Source organism: Nitrosomonas sp. Nm166 (genome assembly GCF_900112825.1).
Classification (GTDB): domain Bacteria; phylum Pseudomonadota; class Gammaproteobacteria; order Burkholderiales; family Nitrosomonadaceae; genus Nitrosomonas.
The window spans coordinates 78,405-90,685 of the sequence record NZ_FONE01000003.1; the positions used below are offsets into that span (position 1 = coordinate 78,405).

Consider the following 12,281-nt stretch of genomic DNA (forward strand, 5'->3'; position numbering starts at 1 on the left):
GGATTAATCCATGCCTGTGACGATGTTGATGTACCATATGGTAGCGGCTCCGGAAAATGCTGCTGAGGCTCGGTTCTGTCGAACGCCAGAGGCGTTTCGGAAAGATATGGAGCAAATTCGCCAGGCTGGCTATCAGGTTCTTTCATTTGCAGCGGTACTGGATGGGGTATCTGGCAAAATAGAGCTTCCAGATAAAGCTGTGACAATAACATTTGATGATGGCATAGCATGCGCTTATGAAAATGCTTTGCCGATACTGCAGGAATTTGGTTACCCGGCTTCCGTTTTTATTGTATCCAAACTGGTAGGTGGGTATAACGACTTCGCTGAAGTCTTTGGATTTCCACGCAGGCGCATGCTTACGGTTAGTGAAATTCGTACTTTGGCTGAATCAGGTATAGATATCGGTAGCCATACCGTTAATCATATTTGGCTTGGCAAGACCGATAAAACCATTGTATCCAAGGAAGTTGAAGATAGTAAGAAGGCATTGGAAGATATAGTTGGCCAAGAAATACCCCATTTTGCGTACCCTTTCGGAAGCTGGAATCTGGCGGCTCGGGATGCAGTTATAGAGGCCGGTTATAGAGGGGGATGTTCGACTATCTCTGGGCGAAACCGGAAGGGTACTGATCCATATCTATTACGTCGCTCAGAAATCAAGGGAAGCGATGCACCTTGGCAATTTCGCTTGAAATTAAACTTTGCAACTAACGACATGCCGCCTGTATCCGATGTTCGTTATAGGGTGCGTCAATTACTAAAAAATGAAAGTAACGATCCTGCATGTGAGTGATAGTTTACATATTTATAGGGCTGTACCTAGGGATACAAGGAATATGGTTCAGGAACCATTATGAGCAAAGGAAAAAGCTGCGTAGTATTTCTTCTTGGGGCAGGCCGTTCCGGCACTACATTACTCTACAAGATGCTATCCATACATCATAGTGTGGCTTACCTGAGCAATTATCAAAATCGTTACCCAAACTGGCCCGCTCTGGCCTACTTACAGTATCTGCTTAACCAGTTTCCGGAGTATAAGCGCAGAACATGGTTTAAGGAACATGGTAATGCTTACTTCAATGAGCGGCGTGCATGGTTGCAATCTATTATACCGACGCCATCGGAGGCGGAATCGGTATATGCTAGCTGTAATATTCCCCGAACACCTGCCGATGACTATCGCCTGCAGCCTCAAGCAGGCCAGTGTCTGCGAGACAGACTTGAGCGCGTCCGCCAGATATCTCGTGGCGAAGTATTACTAACCAAGCGTACTGCTAACAATCGTCGTGTATCAATCCTCAAGCAGATATTTCCTAATGCAAAATATATTCATTTAATCAGAGATGGTCGTGCGGTTGCCTATTCTTTGTTACGAGTATCTTGGTGGAACAATCACATCTTGTACTGGGCAAGCAAGACTCCTCAACAAATGATCGCAGAAGGCTTCAGCCCGTTGGAGCTTGCAGCACGAAATTGGGTTGAGGAAATGCGAGCGCTGGAGCAGGGAACAGCATTAATTCAAAGTAATCACTTGTTGGAAGTACGATATGATAAGCTGCTGCACAACCCACGTGAGCAGTTACAGCGTATCCTGGATTTCATGGAAGTGACTACCCAAAAAGATGCTTACTGGAATATTATAGAATCTTTGCATCTTGCGCCAAAACAGGAAGCATGGGCTCGTAACTGGACAGACTCAGAATTGAAGATGGTGCATAACCTACAGGAAGATACTTTGCGTCGCTGGGGCTTTGAAATAAATAGCAGATCATAATCTCCTGATTGTTTTGAGTCGACTTATTAAAAGAGCGATGATTTGTTTTGGCAAGCTGAGGTTATTTTCCACCATGTCATACTGCATCAATATGACATCTGGGAAGAGAGGTGCTTGGTAAAAGAGATGCTTGTATTTTTTATTGACCTGTATGGATGAAGGGCATATAAAAATCTATAAAATAACTTTGATACTCGCTATGAAAACGAAGCCTCCACAGAGGCTTCACTAACATGTGAGTTCTACATTGAGATACAAAACTTAATTGTTATGCCAGTAATTGGCCATTATGAGGATTGATCATTAGGGTGAAGAGCTCAGTAATAAATCTTCACCCAGTAGATCAGCTTAGGAAACTGCTATTTGGAACAGGAAGCAAAGACACTAGGGCAAGCTGGATTTAATCCGCCCGAGGGGGTACTTTTCTGAGCTTGCATTCTTAGCATTTCCACTACCTTATCATAATAGCCTGGAGATCGTGTCCAGAAGATGTAATTGACCTTCAGTTTGTCTCGTCCAAAAGCTAATAACTCGTTAACAGTGGGTTTATAGCCTGACCCATCATGCCGGGTATCCTCATAATTCGATTTCTCTACTTGAATTACTAGAGGCATGATATTAGAAAGCTTGGGATAAAAAGTATAGAGACCTGGATCTGAATGCTTTGATCCCTTGAAGAGCAATCCTGGGTCTTGGATGAAAATATCCGGGCCACCCAATGCTGCGCCCATTCCCTTTAATGCACCGATGAATGAACTGAGAATTCCGCGAGGATAATTTGTATATTGGAACGTCATCGTATTGCGAAAACTTTTACGCATCTGCCGATTGACCGCAAGCAAGTTATCATAATAGTCATCGATTTGTTTAGCGGTTATGGGTTTGATCGGGTCTCCCATTGCAGTTTCTTGCAGACCAAAGCCTTCAAAATAAGGTTTGTTGTTGTAGCGATTTCCCAACGCGGTCACAAGAGCATTCAAGCGATCGCGCACCCGGTCATTCCATAACTTGATGTTGTACCCTGTAGTCTTCCCTCTAAAAGCAAAGACGCCCCCATCGTATTCGTCTGTTCTTAGGTATTTTGGTGCGTCCATTGAATCATGACGGAAAGATTTTGTTTCCAGTAGAATAATGAGCCTTTTCTTTCGTTCAGTTAATTCGGCTAGATGCTTATCAATGGACTTGAAGTTGTATGCCCCTTTTGAGGGTTCCAGTTCTGCCCAGGTAAAACGGATTACTATTCCACGCAGCGCTGGTGTATTGGCAAGTTCCCGGTATACGTTTTCCATATGTTGGGGACTATCTTTACCTGGTTCTACAAGCATAGCATAATGCCCCGGATGCCATTTGACCGGATTATCAACAACTGCAGCTACAGCCCCGGCAGCACACATTCCCAAGCCAACCAAAACTACACTTACAGTAAACAATGATGCGATCAATCTAGCGCGTGTTTGCCTTATTGCGAGGAAAAGAATAGTGCTTATCCTTGATTGAATAATACTTTGAATTTGCATGTAAAAAACTCCCTTTAAATTTAAGGTGTTCCTGAAAAACTGCTAGCGACTAAAGCGCAGTAAATCAAGCGCTTAAAAGACCGATAAGCGTTTTATGAGTACTGCTAGCAACGAATCACTAGCTTAGATACTTATTCAGGATTTTCTAAGATATTAAAAAATAAAGGCAACCTCGAACAGCCACTTCTGCTACGGCAGAAACGGTGGGTGTCGTTTTCCCCCTTTCGGTATGCCTCCTTTTATAGATTCCAAACACTCCAAAGAGTAAGGAATTAAGCCGGAAGAAATTAAAATAGATGAGAACTGTTTCTCTTTCGTAATATTTTCATTACATCAGTGTAATAATTTCCCACGCGCACCGAGACTATACGTGGGAAATTATTCCATGTCAACAAATAAAACCGGTAAGAAAACATGCTTTCTTTACAAGTACACTGAGATATAAAAATGGTAGCAGTAGCAGATTGGCTTAGATAAGCCATTGTAGATTAGTAAGAAAGCACGATAAAAGTTACCGGAATATTTGTGTTGGAAGTTATGGCGATATCAGCAGATATATTTGAAATTAACCTAATAGTGCAGCTCTGTTTATCGTAAATACGAAAAAGCAATTGTTTATTATTTAAAAGAAGCATCTCCCGAGATCTTTGATAGCGTAGCGGGATTAAATGAAAGTTACTTTCGCGATATTCGTAAAAGCAAACAGATATTTTCTGTTACGGTAAGCTGCATTGGGTAAATTGAAGCTCGGCGGCATGGTAATTTACAGCTTTCAGTAGAGTTGTTTCCGATTTCTTATAAGGCTATGTTCAGCATGGAGATAAATATGGACTTCACGTTTTTTTCGCCAGAAGAGTTACAATAGTTGGGTTGTATGTAGGTTTATTAAAAATAAAAATTTCTGTAAATCATGGCGCTTAGGAATTTGTTCGGGATGAGCTTTCCACATAATGGAATTGAATCGCTTTGGAGTTTTACCAAAAGATAGCTTGCTAAATTCAACAACGTATCGGTAAACTCTGGGCTTTGCTTGAGAGAGACAGGAGAGCGCTGCAAGGAACAGCTTGTTGAACTTGCTAATGAATTAAACATCTCGTCAGATATTGTTAATCTCTACTAATTTAATTAATGGATAGTTATTGTAGCTTATTGCTTGGCGTATACATATGAACTACGAATCAAGGAAATAAACATATAGATACTTATTTTATTGTAAGTTAGCAGAAAATTACCATGAAGAAGTTTTACATTGTAGAGGATCGTTTTTCACTATCTCGGACAGACGTAGTGGAGATTTCATGATTCTGCCGATTGCCATCAAAGGTCAGTATGATGTAATTCAGGTGAGTGAGAAATTCTTTGTATTTGCGGAAAAACTATATCAAGCGCGTAACCAACTCATACCGCATCATCAACTAGATGAGCTGAAAGTACAAATTATCCAGATTCTGCTCTACAAGGTTATCTTGCCGCGGGTGGATCATATTTTTGTACAGAGCGAATGGATGAAGGAGAATGTAGCACAACATGGCATTTTACTCGCTAAGATGACGGCTGCTCCTATGGGTATTCGAACTGACCAAGTGGAGAAACCTGAAGATGCGAATACCAAAGCTCCTATTTCTGTTTTTCTGATTTTATCTCCGACTAAACTAATTGAATACATGGCTATGGCCAAATGCATTGTTGCAAACGAGCTTCCAGAGCAATGCCAGGTGATGGTCAGTGGTGTTGGGAGATGTATTTCATGGAGTAAACAAGCTTTTTCTGGTGAAATCTGTTTTTTATTAGAGATCTTGAGCGTGCGCGAATGATGGCGGCAGCAAAAGGACAAGCTTGGGTACGAACTCACCACACATATGATGTGATTGCCGATTTGGTGGAGTCAAAATATCAAGGATTACTTGGGTAAACGATTTGAAAAATTCCAATCTCTATTCAGGTAAACGGTTTCGCAAGGCGGTTCAGTATTTTTTGCTGGGACGAACTGCGCAGGCAATAGCTTCTTTCATTTTTACACTTTGGCTTGTGCGTTTGTTGGTACCAACAGACTATGGCATTTACATGGTTCTGTGGGGAATGGTAGAGATGATGGTGCCACTGAGCTCGTTTGGTATGCTGGAAGCAGTGCGGCGCTTTTTGCCTGAATTAGCAGAACGGGGAGCACCGGGCGTTTTGATATGGTTTGTTCGTTGGATGACTCTGATTCGACTTACCGTTATAGTATTTTGGGCAATGTTAATTGCCTTCTTCTGGCCGAATATCGCTGCATGGATGGGCTTCAGTATGCAGCAACAAGATGCCACCTTGCTTGTGGTGGGACTTATCATCACCGTTATCGGTTTTCGCTATGCCTCAGAAATGCTGGAATGTCTTTTAGAACAGCGCTGGTCTCAATTAATTAGTGCTTTTATGCCATTAGGGCGTCTGGCTGGTGTAGCTATTCTCGTCATTGTTGGCAACCTGACTCTGGAACAATTGCTTTGGGTAGACTTAATTATTTCCCTGAGTTGTTTTTTATTGGCCGAGTTTTTCTTAATGCGGAAATTACGCACTTTACCTGGTACGGGAAATTTTAGGGTAAATACGCGTGATATATTCGATTTTGCATGGAACATGATAGGCGTTAATTTGCTCCGAGCTATTGCCAGCTTCGGTGCATTACGCATTTTGGTAGCACGCACTCTGGGGTTAGAAGCAGCAGGTATGTTTGCTTTTCTTCAACAATTGCTGATGATCATCGGTCGCTATTTACCAGCAAAATTACTTGCGAACGTTATTCGTCCAATGCTGATTTCCCGCTACGTGGCTGGAGAAATTGATGTGGTTAAGCAAGGTATGGCACTGCTGTGGAAGAGCAATTTGCTTATCATTGCTGCTTGTATGGTAACGATAAGTGTTGCGGGTGATGTACTTATTATGGTGGCCAGCAGTGGACGCTTTGCTGATGCAGGTATGGTTATGTTAATTATGCTGTTGGGTTTGGGAGCGACGAGTCAGGGCCAACTGGTTAGCATGGTCATGCAAATATTTCCGTATACCCGCCAGTTAAGACACTTTAGCCTGCTATCTGTAATGACACCTCTAGCAGTTTTTGTTGGCTCGAATTGGGGACTAATTGGAGTTGCTAGCGGGATTGTGCTGAGTGTATGGTTATTGAATAGCCTGACTTTACTTTGGCTTAATCGTCAGGCTGGATATATGGAATTGGACTGGCTGGGCATTTCACGCGGCCTGGGTTTGGCAGTAATACTAGCATTCGTTGGCTGGGCGATTGAATTTGAATTTGGCCCATGGTGGGCACTGGCTTTAGTTCTACTGATTTATGGAGTTGGGCTCATGCTGGTTAAGCCATTGAATCAACTTGATATGGCGCTGTTGGATAGAGGATTACGTCACCGTGCCCGTTTTTTTGAAGTTTTTGCGCGAAGAGATTGATTACAGCGCAATAAAGGATGAAAACTTCAATTTCAGGTATTTATTAATTACCGGATTGAATTAAGAATAAAGCATCATTGAAGTGATAAATAATAACATTTCGTACGTTCGTTCGATTACTTGTGAGCGTGTACTGCATTCATATTAATTCTATTAGGTTGATACTACTCATTTTTGGATAGGTAACATGAATATCAGCAAAGGAAAAATAAAGGTTATGCATGTTATCAATGGAGAATTTTTCTCAGGTGCCGAACGAGTGCAAGATGTTCTGGCTCTGCGTTTACCAGACTATGGTTATGAAGTGGGTTTTGCCTGCGTGAAACCAGCCAAGTTTTCTGCATGCCGGAATTCCACCGTGTCATTGTTTGAGGTGCCTATGCAATCCAAATTTGATTTGGCGCCAGCCTGGGAAATTGCACGCATCGTGAAACAGGATGGTTATGCTTTGCTGCATACACATACTCCACGTGCCGCCTTAGTGGGACGAATGGCGGCTTGGCTGGCTGGTGTGCCAATGGTGCATCACGTGCATAGTCCTACTACTCGTGATACAGAAAGTTCCTGGCGCAACTGGATGAACGCGATGATGGAGCGATTGAGTCTCATTGGTGTTGCGCAATTGATCCCCGTATCGCAAAGCCTTGAGGCTTATCTGAAGAAGCAGGGATGGTCGCAGGACCGAATTAAGATCGTAGCCAATGGGGTAGTAACGCCTGGTCCTTTGCCGAATCGAGTAGCGCCTGCTTCAGAATGGGTAATTGGCAGTGTAGCACTGTTTCGTCCACGTAAAGGTATGGAAGTGCTGATTCAGGCTTTGGCAAATCTACACCACAAGGGACGGACTGTACGTCTGCGAGCAGTAGGTACCTTTGAAACTGTCGAGTATGAAAGCGCCATCAAAGAGATGGCTGCACGCTTGGGTATAGCAGATGCCATTGACTGGGTTGGTTTTGCTCAGGATGTAAATGCTGAGTTTGTTAAAATGGATGTATTAGTCTTACCCAGTCTTTTTGGTGAAGGTATGCCGATGGTAATCCTGGAAGCGATGGCGACAGGGGTACCGGTAGTGGCATCTGATGTAGAAGGTATTCCTGAGGTATTGGACCATGGACATACAGGTTTACTAACAGCCGCAGGCGATGCAAGGCAATTGACTGCAATACTGGAAGATCTAATGAATAACAAATATGACTGGCAGGCCTTGCGAGAAAATGCCTATCAGATGCAAATCAATTGCTTTTCTGATCGTAGCATGGCTAAAGGGGTGGCGAAGGTGTATGAGGGGATATTGGATCATGTTTGATCGAGTGAAAATATTTGGCATTGAGATTGATCGACTGACTATGAACCAAGCAGTTTCTCGATTATTGAGCTGGATTGACAAACAGGAATACCGGTGCCTGTATGTAGTGACACCCAACGTTGATCATATAGTTAAGTTACAGAATAACGAAGACTTCCGCGCAGTCTATAAAGATGCAGAAATGGTGGTAGTCGATGGTAAGCCTGTTTTATTAGCTTCACGCTTGCTAAATAAATCTCTGCCGGAAACAGTGCCGGGCAGCGATTTATGCCCGGCACTGTTTGAAGCAGCTAGGACCAGAAGAAAACTACGGATATTTTTACTGGGAGCAGCTGATGGTGTGGCTGATCGTGCAGCTACTGTAATTCAAAAGCGGTGGCCTTGGGTAGAGATTTGTGGAACGCATAGTCCACCCATGGGTTTTAGTGCTTTGTCACCTGCGAACGAGATAGTCTTGAAAAAAATAAACTCAGTTAAACCCGATGTGCTAGTGATAGGATTAGGAGCACCTAAACAGGAAATTTGGGTGCATGCCATGCGTGATCAATTGGATGTTAAAGTAGCCCTATGTGTGGGAGCTACTATCGATTTTCTCGCTGGTGAGAAAGCTCGTGCGCCACATTGGATTCGCAAGATAGGCTTGGAATGGCTTCATCGCGCATTGAGTGAACCCCGGCGGCTGCTGCCGCGATACATTCATGATGCGTGGGTATTTCCTCGGTTGGTGATTAGAGAATGGTTAAGTAAATGAGCAAGATGGTAAAAAGTGTAGATTGTGAGTCAATCTTCGTAATGGGATTGCCACGGAGCGGATCTACTTTGATATCCCGATTACTTAATAATTCACCTGATATTCTATCCGTCAATGACTTGTATTTTCTTCAGGCAGTGTTGGCAATGGATGCAACGAGTGGAGAATTGAGTCATTTACAAATCGTAGAACTCGTTGATTTATTACTTAATGTGATAAATGTACGGTCGAATGTCAATGAAGAATTTATAGGACAACTAAACATTACACCGGAATCCATTCAGAGAATTCGGCAGGAAGTGCTGAGTAGGCAGAAACACAAACGCTATGAATGGCATGATCTGATGAATGATCTGCTCAGTCTGGTGTCAGCAGACACCGGAAAGTCTCGCTGGGCTGACAAAACACCTCAAAATTTTTATCACTTTTATTTGCTGGCTGAACGCTTTCCAAAAGCGCGATTCATTTTCTTATTTCGGGATCCACGATCAATTCTGGCATCATACAAATATGCAAGTGGAGAAGGGCATGATATCCGGCGTTATCATCCTGTTGTATATTCATTGTATTGGCGTTCGGCGGTTAGATTTTATCAAAGGGTTAAGGATCACCCGCGCGTTATAATGTTACGGTATGAAGACTTACTTTCGGATACGGTTAATATATGTGCCAAGTTGGGAGAGTTTCTTTGTACTGATATAAATCTTCCTGAATTGACTTCATTAGGACATAATTCATCCTTTTCCAAAGGAGATAGAAAGAGTATTACAACTACGGAAAGTTGGATTTGTGAGCGTTTGTGCAGTTCCGAAATGAATGACTTGTGTTATGGAATTCAAAGTCACTACCCAAAAATTAGTGATGTGCCATATCTATTGAAAGCAAGCTTGCAATTTTCTACCTTTCAAACCCTAAGAGCATTCAATGATAAGGAAGCCAGGAAGCGCATCATTACCTTTATTCGTGGTTTAGGCAGGTAGTTTTTGGGATTCTGATTGAATTAATCTATGCATTGTACGTTTTGAGGATATTATGGTCGAAGCGACATGGTAATGGATTTAAAATTGACCCATTCAGTTAAGTTTGAGCGTTACCGATTTGCTAGAAGAATTGAATCCTTAAATCAAACAAACGAGTAACGCTCTCTCTATTACTGAGCCACAATCCAATCATTAAACACAAAGCAGGACTGGATTATCCATGCCGTTGCCTTGCTCGCTCTACTCCTAATCATTGGGCGGAAGTGCTGCTGCTTCCTGGAACAGATCGCCCGAATTTGGACGGCAAGACTGCAATCCATTCGTACCACCAGTCGCCGGTATCGTAAATATCTGATCAGCTCCACTGTCGTCATGACCGTTGAACAGCTTGATCGAAGGGTGATCAAAGGGCGCCTTATCACAGGCAACGCGGGGATCTGTGAGCGCCTTCATAAAGGCAACCAAATCATGTTTTTCACTATCAGTGAGGCCAAGCACCGTAATATCTGGATCGAGATTGCTGCCTTTGCGCTGATTAACCACTGGATCACTATTACCAAGCGGTCCTGTGCCCGAGGTATCGTTCAAATCAGTTGGCTGGTGATGGCCACGGCGATTGCCACCTCGGTTGTAGAAATCAACGACGCTTTCCAGTGTCGCGTAACTACCCGTATGAAAATACGGTGGGGTAAGCCCGATATTGCGTAGTGTCGGCGTTTTAAATGCACCGTCAACGGCCTGGCGCTCATTCGCCTTAACCAATGCAGCTAACTGATTTGCTGGGTTACAAGGATCTTCGGCTAGGATCAGCACTTCGAAATTGCATAGATCAGTTCCAAAGTTATCAATTTTCTTGTTGCCAAGAAACTGACGGGTGAAAGATAGCGGATTGCCAAACGGGTCTTTGCCACCCAACCCGACATCTGCCACTGTTGGGACTACGCCAATGTTGTAGAAAGCATTGTCATAGACCGCAGGTTGGGAATTGCCTTCGGCCATCCGCATGCGTTCAATTCTACCTTCGTTTGCTTTGTTAAAGAGCGGTCCGGAATGACATGCGATACACTTTCCTTTTCCGACGAAGATTTCCTGACCACGCCGTTCCGCATCGGAGAGTTGATCATTGTCAAATGGCGCATCATCGGACAACAGGGTCGACTCATACAGCATAATTGCAATACCCCAGAACATCGAGAAATTAATTTCCTCTTGCGTGAAGCCATTGGGATCTGCCTTGATGCTGCCGTTTTTGCGGGTAAATTTGCCCGAGGCACTCCACCATTTCGGATCAAATGCTGCACGAATCTTCTGTGAGTAAGTACCTGAAATCGTACCGTTCGCGTTAAGCAATGGCCCTAATACGCTATCTTCGGTATGCACAGTTTGTAAAGCAAGTGGCTGTCGACTCAACAGTTTGCGCCCAAGCTTGGGAAAGGTTTTACCCGCGCACGACATTTCGAACGCCGATAAGGGTGGCCCTACTGCCTGAGATGCCAGACTGGCATTTTTCAATTTTAGCTTGGTCGGCTTGACGCCCCGCTTATTCTTACTTTTTTCGAGCACAAATGCCGCCGGTGAGCGGTTTCCGAACGGATCGAAGCCGTTAAAAGTATTATTGGCCCGACCATCCCAGAAGTTGCGGAAATTGAAGACCGCATTGATTGTAGTTGGTGTGTGTCTTGGTTCGACCTTTCGATGAAAGAGAAAGGCAGCATCGAATTCCTGAGTACATACTTCGTCAAATGCATCGGTTGTACCGGGAAGTACTATTGCCTGCAAATTGACAAATTTGGAAGGCTTGACTCCCTGCGAACTGAATACGTCATTTGTGGTGAACAGGATTGCGGAGTCGCGATCGAGCGGATCTGCCAGTTGGTGAAAGGGGAAGTCAGCCAGATTCGGCAAATAGTTGGGTCCCGCATCAGATCCGCCTGCTGTGCGGCCAGCAGTGCCGGATGGAGATAGATCACGTGGATCGGTTGTATCATTGGGCACAGATGTGAGGCCTCCGAATGTTAAATCTCCACGGGAAAAACGCTGGTCAAGAACGCCAGGGCTATATTGATTTTTTAGACGCGTATCGGCACCTGCCGCAAAATGACATGATGCGCAAGCCTGCCCATCACTGCCTACTTGCTGATCCCAGAAAAGCATTTTGCCGAGAGCAATCGCTGCTTGCCTGTCAGTGACAATACCTGTCAGATTCGGAAGTTTGGGGGTTACCCCTTTGAGACTACTCAGTGTGGGAGGGACCTCCTGTGCATGGATTGTATACGATATCAAAACTACAAACACTAGAATGGCAATTTCCGCACATCTCTGTTTAATCTTCGCTTGAAAAGAACGTTTCATGTCAATATTCCTCCCTGATTTTATCAGGCTGCGGCTACACTGCCGGTGGCTTTTATCGCATCTCGCTCCTATGTTGGAATTGAGTTTATTTCCTCACTATTAAGTTAGCGCAGGGGGAAGCCAGCCGTAGCTGCAGTTACTGCCTTCAAATTACACGTGG

Annotated in this window: 9 protein-coding genes; 7 read left to right on the forward strand and 2 right to left on the reverse strand. The window is 43.8% G+C overall.

Translation table 11 applies throughout. The annotated features are described in order from the left end of the window. Window positions 1–10: 10 nt before the first annotated feature. Both BM021_RS01660 and BM021_RS01665 read left to right on the forward strand, forming a co-directional pair. Complete coding sequence (locus BM021_RS01660) at window positions 11–796, forward strand: polysaccharide deacetylase family protein (RefSeq protein WP_090718040.1); 786 nt, start codon at window positions 11–13, stop codon at window positions 794–796. A 60-nt stretch (window positions 797–856) separates the two neighbouring features. Further along, a complete protein-coding gene (locus BM021_RS01665) occupies window positions 857–1,777 on the forward strand; it encodes a sulfotransferase family protein (RefSeq protein ID WP_090718043.1) in 921 nt (306 codons plus the stop codon). A 359-nt stretch (window positions 1,778–2,136) separates the two neighbouring features. On the opposite strand, the gene BM021_RS01670 is transcribed toward BM021_RS01665, so the two are convergent. Further along, window positions 2,137–3,294, reverse strand: a complete 1,158-nt coding sequence (locus BM021_RS01670; RefSeq protein ID WP_090718046.1) for a beta-galactosidase — start codon at window positions 3,292–3,294, stop codon at window positions 2,137–2,139. Window positions 3,295–4,592: 1,298 nt separating this feature from the next. On the opposite strand from BM021_RS01670, the gene BM021_RS01675 reads away from it, so the two are divergent. From BM021_RS01675 to BM021_RS01695, 5 genes are all read left to right on the forward strand, one after another. After that, entirely contained in the window at window positions 4,593–5,108 is a 516-nt protein-coding gene (locus BM021_RS01675) for a glycosyltransferase family protein (protein WP_090718048.1), read from the forward strand. A 103-nt stretch (window positions 5,109–5,211) separates the two neighbouring features. After that, window positions 5,212–6,732 (forward strand): lipopolysaccharide biosynthesis protein, encoded by a 1,521-nt coding sequence (locus BM021_RS01680; RefSeq protein WP_177186270.1) that lies wholly within the window; start codon window positions 5,212–5,214, stop codon window positions 6,730–6,732. 187 nt (window positions 6,733–6,919) lie between these two features. Continuing rightward, window positions 6,920–8,038, forward strand: a complete 1,119-nt coding sequence (locus BM021_RS01685) for a glycosyltransferase (RefSeq protein ID WP_256207723.1) — start codon at window positions 6,920–6,922, stop codon at window positions 8,036–8,038. Continuing rightward, a complete protein-coding gene (locus BM021_RS01690; RefSeq protein ID WP_090718054.1) occupies window positions 8,031–8,789 on the forward strand; it encodes a WecB/TagA/CpsF family glycosyltransferase in 759 nt (252 codons plus the stop codon). The genes BM021_RS01685 and BM021_RS01690 overlap by 8 nt, the downstream gene beginning before the upstream one ends. A gap of 5 nt (window positions 8,790–8,794) precedes the next feature. Beyond that, window positions 8,795–9,769, forward strand: coding sequence for a sulfotransferase family protein (locus tag BM021_RS01695; RefSeq protein WP_177186271.1), 975 nt, complete (start codon window positions 8,795–8,797; stop codon window positions 9,767–9,769). Between the two features lie 246 nt (window positions 9,770–10,015). Here the strand turns inward: BM021_RS01695 and BM021_RS01700 are convergent, their stop codons facing one another. After that, on the reverse strand, window positions 10,016–12,121 hold the full coding sequence (locus BM021_RS01700) for a cytochrome-c peroxidase (protein WP_090718060.1): 2,106 nt from the start codon (window positions 12,119–12,121) through the stop codon (window positions 10,016–10,018). Window positions 12,122–12,281: the final 160 nt, after the last annotated feature.